The organism is Streptomyces sp. NPDC015125 (genome assembly GCF_043080045.1).
Lineage (GTDB): Bacteria > Actinomycetota > Actinomycetes > Streptomycetales > Streptomycetaceae > Streptomyces.
The window spans coordinates 344,447-364,057 of record NZ_JBIBVF010000002.1; the positions used below are offsets into that span (position 1 = coordinate 344,447).

18 protein-coding genes and 2 pseudogenes are annotated in these 19,611 nt (G+C 69.3%); 7 read left to right on the forward strand and 13 right to left on the reverse strand.

The annotated features are described in order from the left end of the window. Nucleotides 1–56 precede the first annotated feature (56 nt). Both ACF088_RS06495 and ACF088_RS06500 read right to left on the reverse strand, forming a co-directional pair. Nucleotides 57–1,022, reverse strand: coding sequence for a carbohydrate ABC transporter permease (locus tag ACF088_RS06495; RefSeq protein ID WP_392374268.1), 966 nt, complete (start codon nt 1,020–1,022; stop codon nt 57–59). Nucleotides 1,023–1,036: 14 nt separating this feature from the next. Next, the gene (locus ACF088_RS06500) at nt 1,037–2,329 is read right to left on the reverse strand and encodes an ABC transporter substrate-binding protein (protein WP_392374269.1); all 1,293 of its coding nucleotides are present in this window, start codon (nt 2,327–2,329) and stop codon (nt 1,037–1,039) included. A gap of 319 nt (nt 2,330–2,648) precedes the next feature. On the opposite strand from ACF088_RS06500, the gene ACF088_RS06505 reads away from it, so the two are divergent. From ACF088_RS06505 to ACF088_RS06520, 4 genes and pseudogenes are all read left to right on the forward strand, one after another. Further along, nucleotides 2,649–3,863 (forward strand): LacI family DNA-binding transcriptional regulator, encoded by a 1,215-nt coding sequence (locus ACF088_RS06505; protein ID WP_392374270.1) that lies wholly within the window; start codon nt 2,649–2,651, stop codon nt 3,861–3,863. A gap of 337 nt (nt 3,864–4,200) precedes the next feature. After that, a complete protein-coding gene (locus ACF088_RS06510; RefSeq protein ID WP_392374271.1) occupies nt 4,201–5,058 on the forward strand; it encodes a hypothetical protein in 858 nt (285 codons plus the stop codon). 294 nt (nt 5,059–5,352) lie between these two features. After that, a pseudogene (locus ACF088_RS06515) lies at nt 5,353–5,516 on the forward strand (transposase); the annotation flags it as partial. Beyond that, a pseudogene (locus ACF088_RS06520) lies at nt 5,516–5,773 on the forward strand (transcriptional regulator); the annotation flags it as partial. The pseudogenes ACF088_RS06515 and ACF088_RS06520, both read left to right, overlap by 1 nt. A gap of 439 nt (nt 5,774–6,212) precedes the next feature. On the opposite strand, the gene ACF088_RS06525 reads toward ACF088_RS06520, so the two are convergent. Beyond that, nucleotides 6,213–6,989: a hypothetical protein gene (locus ACF088_RS06525; RefSeq protein WP_392374272.1), complete on the reverse strand. Its 777-nt coding sequence runs from the start codon at nt 6,987–6,989 to the stop codon at nt 6,213–6,215. A gap of 27 nt (nt 6,990–7,016) precedes the next feature. Next, a complete protein-coding gene (locus ACF088_RS06530; protein WP_392374273.1) occupies nt 7,017–7,187 on the reverse strand; it encodes a hypothetical protein in 171 nt (56 codons plus the stop codon). Between the two features lie 667 nt (nt 7,188–7,854). Here ACF088_RS06530 and ACF088_RS06535 point away from each other — a divergent pair. Beyond that, a complete protein-coding gene (locus tag ACF088_RS06535; protein ID WP_392374971.1) occupies nt 7,855–9,336 on the forward strand; it encodes an SDR family oxidoreductase in 1,482 nt (493 codons plus the stop codon). Nucleotides 9,337–9,406: 70 nt separating this feature from the next. Beyond that, a complete protein-coding gene (locus ACF088_RS06540) occupies nt 9,407–10,849 on the forward strand; it encodes a phytoene desaturase family protein (RefSeq protein ID WP_392374274.1) in 1,443 nt (480 codons plus the stop codon). Between the two features lie 65 nt (nt 10,850–10,914). Here ACF088_RS06540 and ACF088_RS06545 read toward each other — a convergent pair whose 3' ends face one another. The 3 genes from ACF088_RS06545 to ACF088_RS06555 form a co-directional block, all read right to left on the reverse strand. Next, nucleotides 10,915–11,373, reverse strand: a complete 459-nt coding sequence (locus ACF088_RS06545) for a spore-associated protein A (protein ID WP_392374275.1) — start codon at nt 11,371–11,373, stop codon at nt 10,915–10,917. A gap of 226 nt (nt 11,374–11,599) precedes the next feature. After that, complete coding sequence (locus tag ACF088_RS06550) at nt 11,600–12,463, reverse strand: lysozyme (protein WP_392374276.1); 864 nt, start codon at nt 12,461–12,463, stop codon at nt 11,600–11,602. 386 nt (nt 12,464–12,849) lie between these two features. Then, nucleotides 12,850–13,503, reverse strand: coding sequence for a transglycosylase SLT domain-containing protein (locus ACF088_RS06555; RefSeq protein WP_392374277.1), 654 nt, complete (start codon nt 13,501–13,503; stop codon nt 12,850–12,852). A 713-nt stretch (nt 13,504–14,216) separates the two neighbouring features. Here ACF088_RS06555 and ACF088_RS06560 point away from each other — a divergent pair. Further along, nucleotides 14,217–14,432: a hypothetical protein gene (locus ACF088_RS06560; protein WP_392374278.1), complete on the forward strand. Its 216-nt coding sequence runs from the start codon at nt 14,217–14,219 to the stop codon at nt 14,430–14,432. Between the two features lie 189 nt (nt 14,433–14,621). On the opposite strand, the gene ACF088_RS06565 is transcribed toward ACF088_RS06560, so the two are convergent. The 6 genes from ACF088_RS06565 to ACF088_RS06590 all read right to left on the reverse strand — a co-directional run bounded on the left by ACF088_RS06565 (nt 14,622) and on the right by ACF088_RS06590 (nt 19,541). After that, a complete protein-coding gene (locus ACF088_RS06565; RefSeq protein WP_392374279.1) occupies nt 14,622–15,326 on the reverse strand; it encodes a transglycosylase SLT domain-containing protein in 705 nt (234 codons plus the stop codon). A 494-nt stretch (nt 15,327–15,820) separates the two neighbouring features. Beyond that, entirely contained in the window at nt 15,821–16,669 is an 849-nt protein-coding gene (locus ACF088_RS06570; RefSeq protein ID WP_392374280.1) for an SRPBCC family protein, read from the reverse strand. Then, complete coding sequence (locus ACF088_RS06575) at nt 16,666–16,983, reverse strand: ArsR/SmtB family transcription factor (RefSeq protein WP_392374281.1); 318 nt, start codon at nt 16,981–16,983, stop codon at nt 16,666–16,668. Before ACF088_RS06575 ends, ACF088_RS06570 begins: the two co-directional genes overlap by 4 nt. A gap of 74 nt (nt 16,984–17,057) precedes the next feature. Next, on the reverse strand, nt 17,058–17,957 hold the full coding sequence (locus ACF088_RS06580; protein ID WP_392374282.1) for an alpha/beta fold hydrolase: 900 nt from the start codon (nt 17,955–17,957) through the stop codon (nt 17,058–17,060). Nucleotides 17,958–18,072: 115 nt separating this feature from the next. Continuing rightward, on the reverse strand, nt 18,073–19,311 hold the full coding sequence (locus ACF088_RS06585) for a beta-ketoacyl-[acyl-carrier-protein] synthase family protein (RefSeq protein ID WP_392374283.1): 1,239 nt from the start codon (nt 19,309–19,311) through the stop codon (nt 18,073–18,075). Beyond that, nucleotides 19,308–19,541 carry an acyl carrier protein gene (locus ACF088_RS06590; protein WP_129297794.1) on the reverse strand — a complete coding sequence of 78 codons (234 nt, stop codon included), beginning with the start codon at nt 19,539–19,541 and terminating at the stop codon, nt 19,308–19,310. Before ACF088_RS06590 ends, ACF088_RS06585 begins: the two co-directional genes overlap by 4 nt. Between the last annotated feature and the right edge of the window lie 70 nt (nt 19,542–19,611).

Consider the following 19,611-nt stretch of genomic DNA (forward strand, 5'->3'; position numbering starts at 1 on the left):
CCGCTCGGCACGCTCCCGGTTGGCCCGCCGGTCCGGAGCGCGCCGGATGAGGATGCTCATCGGTCCTCCGCACGGTGGGCGCGCAGCACCAGCAGCATCAGTCCCAGCGTGAGCACGAAGACCACGACGGACAGCGCGGAGGCATAGCCGACCCGCCCGCTGAGGCCGGTGCCGACCTGCTGGACGAGCATCACCAAAGTGGTGTCCTCACCGCCGGGCCCGCCGGTCGGACCGGCCATCAGATAGACCTCGGAGAACACCTTGAAGGCTCCGACCGAGGAGAGCGCGGCCACCAGCACCATCGTGGCGCGCAGCGCGGGGACCGTGACGGTCAGGAAGCGGCGTACCGCCCCCGCGCCGTCGACCGCGCATGCTTCGTGCAGCTCCCTGGGGACGTTGGCCAGCGCCGCCAGATAAATGATCATGTAGTAGCCGAGGCCCTTCCAGACCGTGACCGCCATCGCGCTGAGCAGCAGCAGCCATGGATCGCTGAGAAAGCCGACCCTGCCGAAGCCCAGACTCTCCAGCAGCGCATTGATCAGCCCCCGGTCGTCCAGCAGCCACACCCAGATCAGACCGACGACCACGACGGAGGCGACCACCGGCGTGTAGAAGGCGGCCCGGAAGAAGGTGATCCCGGGGATCTGCCGCTGCACCAGCATCGCCAGCAGCAGCGGCAGTATCACCAGGAGCGGCACCACCCCGAGGACGTACAGCAGGCTGTTGCGCAGTCCCGTCCAGAACATGGCGTCATGGATCAGCTCCCGGTAATTGGCCCCGCCGGTGAACTGCCCCGGGGTGAGCGTGCGCGCATCGGTGAAGGAACGGGCCACCGTACTCAGGAACGGATACAGGCTGAAGGCGGCGACGATCAGCAGCCCGGGAGCCAGGAACAGCCAGGGGCTGGACGGCAGATGTGTACGGATGCCCCGTCGTCGCCGCAGCGCGGGGGCCGGCGGGGGAGCAGCAGCCGGGGCGAGGGCGTCGGTGCCCCGGCTGTGCGGTGTCGTTTCGGTAGTCACGAAGCGCCTCGGTCTCAGCCGGTCTTGAGCAGGCGGTTGCACGCGGCGACCGCGCCGTCCAGCGCCGCCTCGGGGGACTGCTTGCCCTGCACCGCCTTGGCGACCGCATTGCGCAATACGGTCTTCATCTGGTCGCTGAGCAGTACCGGGGTGTAATTCACCGCGGTCTTCAGCGACTTGGCCGAGGCCACCCGCACCCGCGTCGCATCGGTGCCGTCCTCCTTGGTGAAGTACGGGTCGTCGAGCGAGCCCTTGGTGCTGGGGAAGATGGTGACCTCCTTGGCGAAGGCCATCTGGTTCTTCCGGTCGGTGACGAAGTGCGCGAACGCGACGGCCGCCGGCGTGACCTTGCTCTGTGCATTCACCATCAGGCCCTGGACGTACATATTCGCCTTGCCGGTGTTGTTGACCGCGTCCGTGATGCCGATGTGCCGGTAGAGGCTCGGCGCCTCCTTCCTGAAATTCTCCAGATCGTGCGCGCTGCCCGGGTTCATGGCCACGGACTGCTGCTGGAACTTCCGTCCGGCGGACTCGGCCTGCGCGGTGAGCGCCTGTGAATCCAGCGCCCCGGCCGCATACAGCTCCTTGTAGTGCTGCAGCAGCTCCACGCCCTTGGGCTCGTTGAAGGTGAACGCGGTGCCCTGCGTGTTCATCAGCCGTACGCCATAGCGGCCGAAGTCCTCGACCGACGGGGTGCCGGCGAGCATCGCAATCTTGCGGTCGCTCTTCCGCGCCATCGTCACCGCGTCCTCGAAGAGCTGGTCGTAGGACGTCGGTGGCTTCTCCGGGTCGAGCCCGGCCTTGGCGAAAAGCTCCTTGTTGTAGAACATCGGCCCGGTGTTCAGATACCAGGGAAAGGCATAGACACCCGGCATGCCCGGCATCCGGTGACTCCGCCAGGCCCCGTCAAGATACTCTCCGCGGTATTTTCCCGCCGTCTTTTCCAGATCGAGCGCGAGCCCGGCCTTGGCCAGCGGATAGGCGAGATCCGGTGACACATTGACGACATCGGGCAGAGTGCCGCCCGCGGCGTCGGCGCTCAGCTTCTCCGGGTATCCCTCGGCCGGCTGATCCACCCATTTGACCGTGGCGTCAGGGTATTTTTTCTCGAAGTCCGCAATAACGCCTTCGAAGTAACTCTTGAAATTCGCCTTGAGGTTCCAGGTCTGGAACGTGACCTGCCCCTCGACCTTCCCGAACGCGCTGCCCGAGCCGCCGGATCCCCCCGAGGACCCGCATGCGGTCAGGGCGAGCACCGAGGTGAACAGGACCGCGGTCGCGGCTGCTGCTCGACGGGACAGATGCATGGCCGACGGCTCCTTTGCTCGGACCAGACATGGACGGGAGGCCGGCGAAGGGCGGGACTCCCTTGGGGGCAGCTGTCAAGAACGCAGCGGGTTTTCCAGCGATTGAGCCAGTGATTTCATACTTTTCACAAGGCTTCCGGCGGCGACGCGGCAGACGCTACTAATGCGTTTTAGTAGGTGTCAATACCTCGGTGTCGCACTTCCTGGAAGGGGCGGGAATTCGATCCCGCCCGGCGTGCCCGTACAGCGTTTGACAGGCCACTGTGCGCTGATCAGACTGACGTGCACTAATGCGGTTCAGTTCGATGGGGAGCCCGCCATGACAGCGCCCGGTGAGGCGGCCCGGCCCAAGCCGGCCCGCCGGCCGACGATCAAGGACATCGCTCGCCGGGCGGGGGTGTCGGAGAGCGCGGTCTCCTTCGCGCTCAACGACCGGCCCGGCGTCTCCCAGGACACCCGCGCCCGGGTACGCCGGGTCGCGGAGGAACTCGGCTGGCAGGCCAACAGTGCCGCCCGCGCGCTCTCGGGCGAACGCGCCGGCGCCGTGGGGCTGGTGCTCGCCCGGCCCGCGCAGACCCTGGGCGTGGAGTCCTTCTTCCTCCAGCTCGTCTCCGGTATCCAGGAAGTGCTCTGCGCGCAGAAGATCGCGCTCCTCTTCCAGGTCGTCGAGGACCTCGATGCCGAGTGCGCGCTCTACCGCCGCTGGTGGGCCGAACGCCGGGTGGACGGCGTCCTGGTGGTCGACCCGCGCACCGAGGACCCCCGGCCGGAACTGCTCGCCTCGCTCGGCCTGCCCGCCGTCGTCGTGGGCGAACCGGCCACCCACGAGCCGGTCACCGATGAGCCGGACCCCCGTGATCCGGATGTCCCCACGCCGGACATCCCCGGGCCGGACGCCTCCGAGCCGGGCCGCACCGCCGAGCCGGCCCCGCCCCGCCCGGCCGCCGTCCCGCCCCGCCCGGCCGGCGCCCCGCCCCACCCGCTGCTCTCCACCGTCTGGGCCGACGACTCCAAGGCCATGGCCCGGGTCCTCGACCACCTCCACGGCCTGGGACACCGCCGCATCGTCCACGTCGCGGGGCTTCCCGGCCTCGCCCACACCGCCCGTCGCATCCGCTCGCTGCGCACCGAAGCGGATCTGCGGGGCCTCGACCACCGGCACGTCCACTCCGTGACCACCGACTACTCCGACGCCGAAGGGGCCGAGGCCACCCGCCGCCTCCTCGACGCCCCGCGGCCGCCCACGGCGATCGTCTACGACAACGATGTGATGGCCGTGGCAGGTGCCTCGGTCGCCGCCGGGCGCGGCATCCCCGTACCGGGCGCGCTGTCGATCGTGGCCTGGGACGATTCGGCGCTGTGCCGGGTCACCCACCCCCGGCTCACCGCACTCGTCCGTGACACCCCCGGCTTCGGCAGGCTCGCCGCCCGGGAACTCCTCGCCGTCCTCGACGGCGGGCCGCTGCGGACCGTACAGGGCGAACTGCCGCATCTGGAAGCACGCGAGAGCACGGGAGCGCCCGGCGCCCCCTGAAGCGTCGCGCGCCAGTACCGTCAAGCCGTCTAGGACTTGTCCGGTCGATCATGTGACTACTCCGCCTGTCAGGCCCGGGCTTCGCGACGCGGAGCTTCTTCAGCGCTGCCGACCGCATGCTGGTGGGCGCGGACAATGGTGGAGTTGTGGACGCCGGCCCGAAGGACGTGCCCTTCGGGCACGACAGCACCAGTCGTCGCGCTGCGCGCGGCCACCGGCAGTGAACTGGAGCTGGGGATGGGGTCTCGGGCTACGCATAAGCAGTCTGCGCAGGCGTGATCGGTCGTAGCATGTGGCTATGACGGGAGTCGGGGCGGACGCTTACCTACTGGTCTGGATGTACGAGCGCAGTACGCAGGGAATGGAAGGTCTGGCTGGTCCGGAGGATTTCCCCGAGGAGTGGAGACGCGGTACCCGCTTCAGACTCCGTGCCGACCTGAACGACCTGGTCCGCCGAGGTCAGCTGGAACGGAACTTTGTATTCCGCAGGGGTAACCTGTACCGCCTCACGCATGCCGGTGAGCTGGAAGCACAGCGGCTCCTGCACCTGCGACGTGACCCCGAAGGGCGCCAGCAGCATGCCCACAACGGCCTGATAACCGCGGCCTCCCGCGCTTCCTACAGCCCCACCATCGGCCTCGAAGCGTTCCTCGCGATGCCGCAATCACATGTGTACGGCGACCCCCTGACTCTCGACGAGGTGCGCGTAGCGGCGGCCTATCTGGTGGAACGGGGCTTGGCTACCCTTCACGAAGGGAACACCGAGCATCCGCTCAAAGCTCTCTTGACGCTCACTGGAGTAGGAATGCAATGCGCCGAGAGCTCACTCCTCGTGAAGGACTTCCTCATGCAGAACGGCCATCTCCCGACCTACTACACCAATATTCACGGCGGTGAAAACATCCAAGTCGGCTCGGAAAACACCCAGAACAACAACTTTGGCTTCGACCCCTCTCAGTTCGTCGCCTTCGCCCGCCAGGTGCTCGCAGCCGCACCGCGGGTAGACATCACGGACGAACTCAGGGGCCAGATTGTCCGCGACGCCTCCCATCTCGAAGAGGAGAGCACCAGACCCGCCCCTGAACCGAGCCGCGTACGCCGGGCCCTGGACGGGCTGATGGAGACCCTGGTACGGCACTCCACCGACGGCGTCGCGCGACTCCTGTACGACACCGGCCGTAACCTCCTTACTTGATCTCCTCCCGGTTCTCGGTGATGGGCGCTTTTCGATCCAGTCAGGCTCAGTTTTCCGGGTAGGCACGACGCTCCCCCAGCTACCGCTGGGAGGTGCCCCCAGGCACGGCAGCTCGCCGCGTTGTCACATCACCCACGGACACCCAGTCCGAAGGCGATGCTCCGCCTTGCGATGCAGCTCGGTATCCGAAGGGTGAAGAAGGAGCCGAGACGGAGCGAGCGGAGCGAGTGCAGTGCCCTAGGAGCTGTCCGGCCGATCATGTGACTACTCGGTCCCGGACTCGTTGACGGGGACATGGGGCGGGGTGATCTGAGTGATGCCGAGTGGGAACGGCTGCGGGCGTTTCTGCCGGTCAGTAGCAGGCGTTGTGGCCAGTGGATCACCGGCAGGTGATTGACGGGATTCTTCACCGAGTCCGGACCGGCGTGCAGTGGCGTGACCTGCCCGAACGGTTCGGATAGCCGAATTGCGCGGGGGCAGCGAGCGGTTCGCCGAGCTGTGGGCCACGGGCGCCGTCGGCCGCCACGATCCCTCGCGGAAGACGATCGACCCCCCTCAGCTCGGGCCCGTTTCGCTGGACTGCGACGTCCTCACCGTGGTGGGCAGCGACTTGCGGATCATGGTCTACACGGCCGAACCCGGCACCGAGGACGCCGAACGACTCGCCCTCCTCACCGTCCTCGGCAACCAGGATCTCGTCAGCCCCGCCATCTGAAGCGCTCCGCTGGTTCCGCCGGGTAGAGCGTTCATCCGCCCGGGGGGGGGAAGACGACGCCTCGCTGAGGGCTGTCCCGTAACTGCGGGTGACTGTGAGCCGGGGACGCCGGCCGACGGCTAGCCGAAGAGGAGGTCCACGTCCTTCTCGACGCAGAGCTGCAGGACGACTACCAACTAGCGGATGTCGTCGATGTGTTGTTGGAGGAGAGGGCCGACGCTTGCCTCTCGCCGGCGGTCGCAGATCTCCTGCAGGCGAGGCAGAATCGCTGCGCATTGGGTGGGTGTGAGGTCGGGACCGGCGTCGTCGTCTCCTGGGAACAGAACGAGCCCCATCACGTCCTCCTCGTCGACCGGGCGCACAGGTTCGGCTCCCGGGTGCCCACCCGCGACCACGAGGTCGCCGTGCAGTGGAAGAATTCGGCAGCCGCCGACGCCGGTCAGCACCAGGTGGTGAGGTCGTATACGGCCTGGCAGCGGTTATCGGAGACCGGTCGCTGGAAACGTTCGAGGTCGTGGGACGATGCCAGCGCCGGGAAGATCATATCGGCGGTGCCGCCTCGTGAGCCGACGTTTCCCGCCTCGTCGCGCATGCAGCAGTCGAGTCCCCAGACGTCACCGGTTTTCGTCCGTCTGACGTAGTACCGGGCGTATCGCTCGTCGACGAGCATGAAGCCGAGGAGTCGCCACTCCACCTCGCCTGGCTCGTCTTCCAGGTCTTCCAGGTCTTCATCAATGGGCGCTGCAGTGGGCGCTGCAATGGGCACTGCGTCGTTTGCCGAACCGAGGGAGAGCAGCGGCAGGTAAAGAGCATCCGCCAGGGTGAGGGGCGGAGCATCGACGCTACCGAGGAAGCTGAGGAAGTGACGCCGGGCGTCGAGTACGGGTACCGGGAAGACTTCGTCGTGGGAGGGCGGGCCGAGAGCCTCGCGGTGAGTGAGGCACACGCGTAGTGCGGCGATGACCTGGTCGTGTGGGATTTCCTCGCCGTCATCGTCGAGCAGCGGGATCTCCAGGGCGTAGGTGGAGCCAAGATCTTGGCCGTCCCACAAGACGACTCTTGCACCACGATCGTCGTCTGTCGGCGGAAGCAGCCCCCGCAGCACATAAGAACCCGGCGTCAACGGGGAGGCCACGAACTCTCGCAGCCTCGCCAGCAGGCTCTCGAGCAGAACGTCGCGCGGGGTTCGGTCGACGGTGGGGTCGTCCTCAACCACGATGATCGATTCTCCCTGGAGTGTGAGTCAGACGGTGCTCGCGACGTCAGCGCACCGGTTGATGCCCTGGTAGCAGGCCGAGATCGCACCGATCTTGCCCTTGTGTCCCGGCAGTTGGTAACGGTGGTCCTCGGTCCGCCGGTGCCACCAGGAAATCACCTCGCTCTTGGCAACCGCGTGTCCGTTCTTGAGTACCACCGCGCCGGACCCCTCGCGGTGGCCTGTGCCGGCCTCGGGGTGCTCGTTGTCCTACAGCCTCATCTGGCCCGTAACGACCACCATCCGGCCCGGCAAGGCGCCGGAGACAGCGGGGGAGAGCCGCCGACCGGGCCGACCCACGCACCGGCCGTCGACCGGGCATCTGGCCGGTGGCCGCGACCGCGCTCTCCCGCAACCGCGGCTGCAGTACCAGGGGCGTGTTGTCTCACTCTCCAGGGCGGCGACACATCCTCTCCGGCGCGACGGTTCCGCCCCCGCCCACCGACCTGCTCCGCCCCTCCCCGCGACCTGCTCCGCCCCCGCCCCGCGACCTGCTCCGCGCCGTTCGCCCGGCCGGAGGCGCCCTCGCCCGCGCCGTGATGCCCCGCGCCGTGATGCCCCGCCCCGGCGCCGGTGCCACACTTGGCGGGCAGGCTCATCGTGCTGCCGCCAGCCGGAGGAGGCCGTGCCCGTGGCCGACAAAGGCACCAACAAAGGCACCAACAAAGGCACCGACGAAGACACCGACGAAGACACCAACGAAGGCACCGACGAAGGCACCAACAAAGACACCGACGAAGACACCAACGAAGGCACCAACAAAGGCACCGACCAGGGCACCGACCAAGGCGAGGCCGCAGCGCCGACCGCGCACCGTCCGTGCGCCCTGGTCACCGGCGCCACCGGTTACATCGGCGGGCGTCTGGTCCCCGAGCTGCTCGCGGCCGGATACGACGTACGGGCGCTGGCCAGGACGCCGGAGAAGCTGCGTGACCACCCCTGGGCCGCAGACACCGAGATCCGGCGCGGCGATGTCACCGACGCCGCGTCGGTCGGTAGCGCCATGGACGGTGTCGAGATCGCCTACTACCTGGTGCACGCCCTGGGCAGCGGCCGGGGTTTCGAGGACACCGACCGCAGGGCCGCGGAGATCTTCGCCCGCCAGGCCCGCGCCGCCGGAGTGCGCCGCATCGTCTACCTCGGCGGTCTCGGTCCCCGGGGCATTCCCGAGCGGGACCTGTCGCCCCACCTGCGCTCCCGCGCCGAGGTCGGCGGCATCCTGCTGGCATCCGGTGTCCCCACCGCGGTCCTGCGCGCCGCCGTCATCATCGGCTCCGGCTCGGCCTCGTTCGAGATGCTGCGCTACCTCACCGAGCGGCTGCCGGTCATGGTCACGCCGAGCTGGGTGCGTACCCGCATCCAGCCGATCGCCGTCCGCGATGTGCTGCGCTACCTCGTGGGCTGCGCCCGACTCCCCGACGACGTCAGCCGGACCTTCGACATCGGCGGGCCCGACATCCTCACCTACCGCGACATGATGCAGCGCTACGCACGGGTCGCCGGGCTGCCCGAACGGCTGATCCTCCCCGTCCCGCTGCTCACCCCACGCCTGTCCAGCCTCTGGATCGGACTGGTCACCCCCGTGCCCCCCGGCCTGGCCCGCCCACTGGCCGAATCGCTGCGCTACGAGGTCGTCTGCCACGAGCACGACATCGCCCGCTACGTCCCCGACCCGGACCCACCGGGCCACCCCCTCGACGTCGACGACGCACTGGAACTGGCGCTGCGCCGGGTACGGGACGCCGAGGTCACCACCCGCTGGTCCAACGCCGCCGTGCTCGGCGCACCGAGCGATCCGCTGCCCACCGACCCCGACTGGTCCGGTGGCAGCCTCTACACCGACCGGCGGGAGCGGACCGTGGACGCCCCGCCCGAGGTGCTGTGGCGGGTGGTCGAGGGCATCGGCGGGGACAACGGCTGGTACTCCTTCCCGCTCGCCTGGTCGCTGCGCGGCTGGCTGGACCGGCTGGTCGGCGGGGTGGGCCTGCGCCGCGGCCGGCGGGACGCGGGCCGCGTGCGGGTCGGTGACTCGCTCGACTTCTGGCGGGTCGAAGAGGTCGTGCCGGGCCGGCTGCTGCGGCTGCGCGCCGAGATGCGGCTTCCCGGTCTGGCCTGGCTGGAGCTGACGGTCGGCCGTGACGCCCAGGGCCGCACGCGCTACGGCCAGCGGGCCCTGTTCCACCCGCACGGACTGACCGGCCATGCGTACTGGTGGTCCATCTCCCCGTTCCACGCCGTGGTGTTCGGCGGTATGGCCCGCAATATCGCGGCCGCCGCAGCGGCCGAGCACCACACCCCGCCGGCGTGATCGCCCTGATGGCGGAACGCAAACCGCGGCCGCTCCCGCCGGACTTCGGGACCCTTGGCATGCTGGTGCCATGACGGAGCGGACCGGGCGTGCGCGGGAGCGGGCAGTGGTGGTGGGGGCGGGGCCGAACGGTCTGGCCGCGGCGGTCACCCTGGCCCGCAGTGGGCTGCAGGTGACGGTGTTCGAGGCGGCCGACGAGATCGGCGGTGGGGCCCGGAGCGGCGAACTGTCCGTCCCCGGCGTGCTGTTCGACCACTGTTCCTCGACGCATGTGATGGGCGCCGGCTCCCCGTATTTGCGCACGCTCGATCTCGCGCCGTACGGGCTGGAGTGGCTCTGGCCCGAGATCGACCTGGCGCACCCGGTGGACTCCGGAGGCGCCGGAGCGCTCCACCGGTCCGTAGGGCGGACCGCCGAGGGGCTCGGTGCCGACGGACCTGCCTGGCGGCGGCTGTTCGGGCCGCTGGCCGCCGACGCGGACGCGCTGATCGACGAGGTCATGCGGCCGCTCCTCAAGGTGCCCCGTCACCCGTTCCGGCTCGCCCGCTTCGGGCTGCACGCCCTGCAGCCGGCCACGCTGATCGCTCACCGTTTCCGCACGGAGGCGGGCCGCGGTCTCTTCGGCGGGGTGGCGGCCCATCTCTTCGGCCGGCTGAGCCAGCCGCTCGGCGCGTCCGTGGGGCTCATGATCATCGCGGCCGGGCACCGGTACGGCTGGCCGGTGGCCAAGGGCGGCTCGGGCGCCCTCGCCACGGCGCTGGCCGCACTGCTCACCGAGGCCGGCAGCCGGATCGAGACCGGGGTAGCCATCCGTTCGCTCGATGAACTCCCGCCCGCGGCAACGGTGTTGCTCGATCTGATGCCGGCCGCCGCGGCAGCGGTGATCGGCGACCGGCTGCCGCCCCGGGTACGCCGCGCCTATACCCGCTACCGGCCCGCCCCCGGTGCGTTCAAGCTCGATCTGACGGTCGAGGGCGGGGTGCCCTGGCGCGCCGAGGCCTGCCGGCGGGCCGGGACGGTGCACCTGGGGGGCAGCTTCGAGCAGATCGCCCACGCGGAGCGGGAGGTCCATCTCGGGCGGATGCCGGAGCGGCCGTTCCTCCTGGTCTCCCAGCAGTACCTCGCCGACCCCGGCCGCTCCGCAGGTGACCGCCACCCCGTCTCCGCGTACGCACATGTGCCGTACGGCTACACCGGCGATGCCACCGCCGCGATGCTGGCGCAGTTCGAGCGTTTTGCGCCGGGGACACGGGAGCGCATCGTCGCCGCCACCGCCACCTCGACCACCGAACTGGAACGGGGCAACGCCAACTTCGTCGGCGGCGACATCATCGGTGGCGCGAACACCCCGCGGCAGCTGACGATGCGCCCCCGCATCGCCCTCGACCCGTACCGCACCGGCGTCCCCGGCGTCTTCCTCTGCTCGGCGGCCACCCCACCGGGAGCCGGTGCGCACGGGATGAGCGGCCACAATGCGGCCCGGTCCGCGCTACGGGCGCTGGGCAGGGCCTGACCGGAGAAAACCGGAAGGCGGGCCCCGGGGACGCGCTGCCCGGGAAACCCGCCTTCACGGCCGTCTCAGTGGCGCGTGTGGTGCGTGACGCGGCCGGCTGCCATCCGGCCGCAGTTGGAGCCGGAAACGTTGACGCTGACCGACTCGATCGTGCCGCCCCAGTCCACACAGATGCCCTTCGCGGGCAGGTAGACGGGACCGGCGTACGAGGTGTACTTCCCCTCGTCGTAAACCCAGCCGGAACCGCCACTGGTGGCCGAGAGATACGTGTACATGTACACCGGCTTACCCGGGCTGTTCCGCACCGTGACCACGCAGTTCTTTCCGGTCTTTGCGCTGTACGTCAGGTATACGGTCCCCTTTCCGGTGACCGGTACGGAATTCACTACGCTGTAGCCGCTTCCGCAGGCTCCGTTGTACGCGGCGGCCTTCGTGGCCGCGGATGCGGTGGTGGCCGCAGTCATCGTGGCGATACTCGCCACGGCCAGTACTGCGGATCCTGCGATGGCACGTGAACGCTTCATCTGAATTACCCCCGTTGGGTGAGTGCGTCGCGTGGTCTTTTCGCAGTGTTGGACAACGGCCGGCCGTGGATGGTTGCACCGCGGAAGGGAATTCACCGTTGTTCGAACCGTGTTGTCCAAAAACCGTACACGGGCGGTTCGCGGGGGACGCGGGCGCACAACGGCCGGTCCCCGGCGCCGCAGGAGGCGCCGGGGACCGGCCGGGAGCGTGGGGGCGAGGGCGGTGTCAGCTGCCCTTCGCGAGGACCTTGAGGCGGGTGTACGTGCCGTTGAAGCGGTTGCGGTCGCCGACCGAGTGGCCCGAGGAGGTGTGCTGCCAGATGCTGTGGTACTCCCAGCCGCGCGGCAGCGAGCCGACGGACGAGCCGTAGCGCGGGATCCACAGCGGATTCGTCCTGCCGAACTTGCCGGAGTTGCCGGTGCACCGCTTCCACCAGTTGGTGGAGGTGTAGATGACCGGGTAGCGGCCGGTCTCCTCCCGGTAGGTCTGCACGAAGTCGTGGATCCAGCTGACCATCGACTTGTGGCTCTTGCCGTAGCAGGTCGCGCCGTAGGGGTTGTACTCCATGTCGAGCGCGCCGGGCAGCGTCCTGCCGTCCCTGGACCAGTCGCCGCCGTGGTCGGCGAAGTACTCCGCCTGGGAGCTGCCGCTGGAGTGGTCGGGCAGCGCGAAGTGGTACGCGCCATGGATCATGCCGGATGAGTACGAGCCCCGGTACTGCTGCGCGAAGTACGGGTTCGTGTAGCTGGTCCCCTCGCTGGCCTTGACATACGCGAAACGCACCCCGGACTTACGCAGCGACTTCCAGCCGACCTTGCCGTTGTGGCTGGAGACGTCGACGCCGGACACGGCCCTTCTGGACGACGCCTGCGGCTCCAGACCACCTGCCCGGACGCTGCTGCCTTCGTGGGCCGCGATGGTGGAACCCATCCAGTCCTGTTCGGGGTGGGCGGGTCTCTTCTCGGAGTCCGACGCCGTGGCGGAGCCGGGCAGCGCGAGGGGCAGAGCGAGCACGGAGAGAAGAGAGACGAGAGTTCCGGCCGCAAGAGGGACTGTACGGCGGGCCGGACCGGATCTGCGCAAGGGCATCGCATGCCTCCGAAGGCCTTCGGTTGTGTCAGGTTCGGCAGCTTTTGAGCAGAATCCTGCCGATAAGAGACTTATACGCAGAACTGCCTGACTCTATGACCCAACAGGCCGTCAGTCCGCCGACCAGCCCCACATCTCACCCGTCCGGCGGCCGGAAGCGGACGTTCGCACCCCCGGTCCCGGCCCTGTGTCGCACGACAGAGCGAAGCGGGCCCCGGCACCGCCGGGACCCGCTCCACCGCGCAGCGGCGAACGCGCCATTCCGCCGCTTCGCAAGCTGCTCTTATGCCGAGCCGGTCGGCTCGCTTGTGTGGTCCGTCATGCCCATGGCCTCATTCGGCTGGGCCGGCCGGGAGGGCCGGCGACGGCCTGTGTGCTCCGTCGGCTCAGTAGGCCGAGTTGACGTTGTCGATCGAGCCGTACTTGTCGGCCGCGTAGTTGGCCGCGGCGGTGATGTTGGCGATCGGGTCGGTGAGCTTCTTGGGCGTACCGGACACGTGGTAGCTGTCGAAGGTGGGCTGGATCACCTGCAGCAGGCCCTTGGAGGGCACACCGTTGACGGCGTTGACGTCCCAGTTGTTGACGGCGTTGGGGTTGCCGGCGGACTCCCGGATGATGTTGCGGTGCAGGCCCTCGTAGGAGCCGGGGATGCCCTTGGCCTTCATGATGTCCAGGGACTGGCGGATCCAGCCGTCCAGGTTGTTCGGGTAGTCCTTGACGCCGGTGCGCTCGGTGGAGCGGCTGGCGGCCTGCTGGGCGCCGTGCTGCTTGGCGACGTCGGCGACCTTGACGTGGTCGGCGACCGAGGCGGTCACGGCACGGCCGGTCTTGGCGTCGGCTGCCTTGCCCGGCTGGCCCTTTGCATCGACGGGCTTGACCGCGGCCGGGGCGTGCGCGGACGCCGCCTGAGCGGTGTCCGGAGCCGCGGTCATGGCCAGGCCCGAGGTGGCACCCGCGGCGGCCAGAACGGCCACGGCGATCTTGTGGGTGCGGGTGATGCGGGTGATACGGGCAGCGCGGGGCAGGGTGAAGCTAGGCATGCAGATTGACCTCTTCCAGGTACTGGGGACGGGGAGGCGGCCTTTTTGGCGGCGCGTTCCGCACCGGAGGTCTTTGCTGCGATCGCCTTGGGGCGTAAGTCGCAAGCTCGCTCTCAGTGCGTCGGAATCCATGGTTAACGCCGGTCCCGAATCGAGGCAATGTTGCTCGGTACTACTCATCTTCGTGAGGTAAACCCGGATACCTGAAGTGATAAGCGTTTCTGGCGGCGTTGGCCCGGAATGGCCGCACGGAAATCAACTAGGCAAGCTCGTACGTGACGTACGTCGCGTGCCCCGAGTCACCTGAGAGCGGCTTCAAAGGCCGCTCGACCGGTCCGTATAAGTTGCCTGGCTCACACCGGAATTACCTGTCTCCGCTGCTGTTTTACGCGCGGACGGCAGCAGATTAATCCCCGCAACTGCCGGGTGCGGCGGCCCGGAAATCTCCAAGTGTGGCGAGGCGCACCGGGTCCGGGGCCCAATAGGGCGGCAATTGTGCGCTGATTCACGAGCGGGGCGGAGCCCTGCTGCACGGAGGTCCGGCACGGGGAAGGGCACATGCCGGATGGGCCGTTGGTGACTCCTCGGTACGGCGATACGGCGGTGCTGCTGGTCCGTTCGCAGCAGCCCCCGGAGCTGTCGCATGACTACGGCCCCTGGGCTCCCCGAAGGTGGCACCGCACACAGTCATCACTCATCGTAGGGACGTGCTCATGCTCCGTCGTCTTGCCGTCGTTCTCGCCGGCCTTCTCGTCTCGGGCTTCCTCGCGACCGGCGTCGCCGCCGCGGCCCCGGCCGACCCTCACCCCCAGCGCGGCTGGTACCGCGACCACCCGCTCACGCCCAGGGAGCGGGCGGGACTTCGCTTCGCCGGCCAGATCCTCGACGGCCTCTTCGGTGGCAGCACGGTGCGCCGCGACCGCTTCTGACGCGTGGCGCCGGTCCCCGGCGCCCGGCACGGGAGCCGACCCCCGGCACCCGCGCCGAACGGCAACGGCAACGGCAACGGCCCCACCCGCGAGATGCGGGCAGGGCCACTGCCGTTGCCTTGCCGGGCGCCGCACTGCGGCGCCCGTATCAGTCTGCTCCGACCGTCCTCACGGTCGCGTCCCTCCGGCTCAGTAGGCCGAGTTGACGTTGTCGATCGAGCCGTACCGGTGGGCCGCGTAGTTGGCGGCGGCGGTGATGTTGGCGATCGGGTCGGTGAGCTTCTTGGGCGTACCGGACACGTGGTAGGTGTCGAAGGTGGGCTGGATCACCTGCAGCAGGCCCTTGGAGGGCACACCGTTGATGGCGTTGATGTCCCAGTCGTTGACGGCGTTGGGGTTGCCGCTGGACTCCCGGATGATGTTGCGGTGCAGGCCCTCGTAGGAGCCGGGGATGCCCTTGGCCTTCATGATGTCGAGCGACTCGCGGATCCAGCCGTCGAGGTTGTTCGCGTAGCGCTTGGGGGCGGCCTTCGGCGCTGCCTTGGGAGCGGCCTTGGGCGCGGCTATGACCTTGCGCTCGACGGACCGGTTGGCGGCCTGCTTGGCGGTGTGGCCCTGCTTCTCGACCGCGGTGACCTTCAGGCCGGCGGCGACGGACGAGGCGAGCTGCTGGTCCTTCTTGCCGTCGTCGGCGCGGTCCTTCGCGGTGAGCGGAAGGCCGTTGGCGCTGACGGGCTTGACCGCGGACGGCGCGTGGGCGGCGGTGGTTTCGGCGTTGCTCGGCGCCGCGGTGAACGCCAGCGCCGCGGCGCCGCTCGCGGTGGCCACCAGCGCCGCGGAAATCTTGTGTGCGCGGGTGATTCGGACAGGGCGGGACAGGGTGAAGTGAGGCATGGGGGTTCTGACCTCTTCCAGGGCTTGATGGCGGGGGAGGCGGCCTTCGGTTGGCGCGTGAGACCGAGGGTCATTGGCCGCGTTCGCCGCTCTGGCTGAGATCGCAGGCTCGTTCTCGGTGCTACGCCGAACATGCTTAGCCAGCGCCCTGGATAGAGGCAAAGATGCCTTGTACTACCTATCTTCGTGAGATGTAGTGGGATGTCCGTTGTAAATGCGGTATTTCGCGCTCAGGGCAGGGAAGGGCATCGACTAGGTGTGCTCGTACGTGACGTACGTCGCGTGCCGGGCATCACCTGGGGCCGGACTCCAAGGCCCCTTCGCGGCACCGCAAAGTTGCCTGGCTCACATGGATAAGTGGCCCGGCTCGGAGGGGTGAGGGGCAATTCCGTAAGGGTGCCGATGGGGAATTGCTCAGTGGGTTCGTCATGGCGCAGCGCCCCCCGGAGGCTTCCTGGGGGGCGCGGGAATGCGGTGACGCCGACCGCGGTGGTTCAGTTCTCCAGCAGCCGCGCTGCGAGATGCTCGATGCGGTCGTGCCACGCCCGTCGAGCGGCATCCGCGTCACAGCCGGGCGGGCCGGTCTGTACGAGGACGAGCCGGGCGCCATGACCGGTGCCCTGGCCCAGCTCCCATCGGACCGTGCCTTCCGGATGCCGGCCATAGGCGAGCACCGAAGGGGCCCGTACCTCGGTGACGGGCCCGGCCAGCGCCTCGCGGGAGGTGAAGCCGGCCGGTGCGGGCGCACCTTCCATGGGCTCGTTTCCCGAGGTCAGCGCCTCCCAGACGGCCTCGGCGGGCCGCACGAGCTGGCGCTCGAAGCGGATCCGCGGGCCACTCGGGGTGTCCTCGACCACACCCTGCCCGAGATCGAACTGCTCGACATAGGCCTCGTGCAGCTCTCCCGTGTCGCGGGGCACGGCCGTCGGTGCGCCGTCCAGCAGCTGCGAGAGCGCGGTGAGGCACAGATGCCAGCCGGAGGCGAAGCTCGCGCCGCCGAACCGGTCACCGAAGGTGTGCACCAAGGTCAGCAGCGAGCCCTCGCCGTCCGGAGTGATCTCCCAGCGCAGATGGTCCTCGCCCCAGGTGAAGGCGAACAGCCGGGGCTCCTCGGCATCGGTGACCGTGCCGGTCATGGCGATATCGCTCACGCCGGGCATGGCGAAGGTCATCGCCCCGCCGGGCCGGAGCTCGACGGTGACCTCGGAGGGGAACCACTGCCCGATCTGCGCCGGGTCGGTGATCGCCGACCAGACCTTCGAGGGCGGATGGGCGAGCCTGCGCTCCATGCGAAGCGCATTGCGGCCGTCGGCGGTGCTGAGGCTGTCGGAGTGCGGGTTCATCGGGGGTCGTCCTCCATGGCGTCGAGATGCCGTTCCAGGGCGTCAAGGGATCCGGTCCACAGATGCCGGTAGTGCGCGAGCCAGGCGTCCAGCTCCGCCAGGGGCTCGGGCCGGAGCTCGTACCAGCGGCGCTGGGCGTCCCGCCGGACCTGGACCAGGCCGGCCTCGCGCAGTACCCGCAGGTGCTTGGAGGTGCCGGGCTGGCTCAGCCCGAGCTGCTCCGTGAGCTCGCCGACCAGTCGTGGGCGCTCCAGGAGCAGGTCGAGGATCTTGCGCCGGCTCGGCTCCGCAAGTACGTCGAACGGTAGGGGCATGGCTCCAGTATGCCGCCATGGCTATATAACTACAAGAGAATGCAATCTCGGGTGAAGGATCAAAGGGTCAAGGATCACGCACACGCCGGATCGGCCGTCGGTGCCTCCTCGCGCGCCACCGGCGCCAGACAGGGTGCCGAGCCCAGCGGTCCATCGGTGAAGAACCGGGCGGCCAAGTCCGCGACGTCCTGCGGGCGTTCGAGCACCACCCAGTGATCGGCGTCCGGAATCGTCAGAAAGCGGCTGCCCGGGATGGTGGACGCGAAGTGCCGTTGCCGGGCCGGTGAGGTCACCGTGTCGTGCTCACCGCTGAAGACGAGGGTGGGGATGCCGGTCAGGCCGCCGGAGAAGTCCGGACGGTCCGAGATCCCACGGCGCAGCGAGTCGACGGCGTGCCGGGAGCTGCGGGCCGCATGCAGCATCGAGCGTCGGACGTAGCGGTACGCCAGCTTCCGGTGGGCGACGTGCCGACGGTCGTCGAGGCACATCAGCCCCTCGGTGACCAGGGTGGCGAAGGCCTCGGTGTCGCCCCGCGTGAGATGGTCGGACGCCCGTCGCCACAGCTCTTTCTGCGCCTCGCTGATGTGCGCCGGAACCCCGCCCAGGGCGAGCCGTGCGATCCGCCCGGGGAACCTCCGGGCGCATCCGTAGGCCAGGCCCGCCCCGTAGGAGAAGCCGAAGAGGTTGATCCGCGGGACGTCCAGATCCTCGATGATGCCCTCGATCGCCGCGCACACGACATCGATACTCGGCCCCGGGGGAAGCGGGTCGGCGCTTCCCATTCCCGGCAGGTCGGCGGTCACCACATCCGCCAGCGGCCCCACATGATCTTCCATCTGCGGCCAGCCGAACATTCCTTGCAGCGCGCCGCCCAGCACCAGCACGGGTTCGGTGATCCGCTCCGGCTGCTGCAAGCGCCGGTAGGAGTAGGACACCCCGTCCACCGACAAGGAGCGGATCATTTCCTCGGACATGTGAGATTCCTTCTCGAAGCACCGGCGGGAACGGGCGCGCCGACGCGGCGCGCAGGGGGCGGTCCAGGGCCTGTCGCGACGGGACGTGCAAGACGGGCCCCAGGAGGGTGTCTCCCTAGCGGGTCAGGACCAGTGCGGCGTTGTGCCCGCCGAAGCCGAGCGACGTCTTGACCGCGCAGTCGAATGCCGCCTGCCGGGCCTCCTTGTGCACGATGTCGATCGGGATCCGCGGATCCAGCACCTGGAGGTTGGCGGTCGGGGGCACCAGCTGCTGCTCCAGGGCGAGCACGGTGAGCGCGGCCTCGATCCCGCCCGCGGCGCCCAGTGCGTGCCCGGTCATCGCCTTCGTCGAGGTGACCAGGGGGTGATCGCCGAGAACCCGCTGCAGCACGGCGGCCTCGATGTGGTCGTTGGCGACCGTCGAGGTGCCGTGCGCGTTGACGTGGCCGACATCGCCGGCCTGCACCCCGGCGTCCGCCAGCGCGATGCGCAGTGCCCGCTCGATCCCCTTGCCCTCGGGGTCGGGGGCCACCGCCGCGTAGGCATCGCTGGACGCGCCGTAGCCGCGGAGGTGGGCGCGCACGGGGGCGTGGCGGGCCCTGGCGTGCTCCGGCCGCTCCAGCACGAGCAGCCCGGCGCCCTCGCCGACCACGAAGCCGTCCCGGCCCGCGTCGAAGGGGCGGCACGCGGCGGCCGGATCGTCCCGGCGGGTGGAGACCGCCTTCATCTGGCAGGCGCTGGCGATGAGCAGCCGGGAGAGGACCGATTCCGCCCCGCCGGCGAGGGCGATATCGCAGGCCCCGGCGCGCAGCAGCTGGTGCGCGGTGCCCAGCGCGACGGTCCCGGAGGAGCACGCCGTGGCCACGCCCAGGCTGGGGCCGTGGGCGCCGATGTCCATGCAGACGCTGCTGGCGGCGCTGTTGACGACGGTCAGCGGGGCGAGTTTGGGGGAGACCCGGCGGGCGCCGCGCCCGGCCATGGCGACATGCTGCTGGTCGTAGAACGGCAGCCCGCCGTGCGCGGAGCCGATGACCACCGCGACCCGGCTGCTGTCCCAGGATTCCGGGTCGAGGCCGGCATCGAGGACGGCCTCCCGGGCGGCGATCACCGCGAGCTGCGCGAAGCGGTCCATCAGCCGCTGGGTCGCCACCCCGAGCAGCTCCGTGGTGTCCAGACCGGCGATGGTGTACATGAAGTCGCAGGGCAGATCGGCGAGTTCTTCCTGGTGGGTCACGCCGCCGGGCACGGTTTCCTGGGTGACGGCATGCCAGGTGGCCTTCGCTCCCACCCCTGCCGCGGTCACCAGTCCCAGTCCCGTCACGGCCGCGGCGAACGGCTCCTGGCGGGCCGTCATGCCGGAACTTTGCCGTCGACGGCCGCCACCAGCTGGCCCACGGTGTTCCGCGGGGTCAGCGACACCTCGTCGAGGTCGATGTCCAGCCGTTCCTCGATGAGGACGCGGAGTTCTTCCAGTGCCAGGGAGTCGAGGCGCAGGCCGCGCAGCAACGACTCATCGGTGATGTCGGCCGGGGAGACCCCGAATCGTTGGACCAGCAAGGTGTTGACAACTTCTGCCGCGTTCACGTGGCGCTCCTCCGCTTGTCGTAGGCGATGCTGCCAACCGCGTCGTGGGCGGGATTTCACCGGCGGCTCC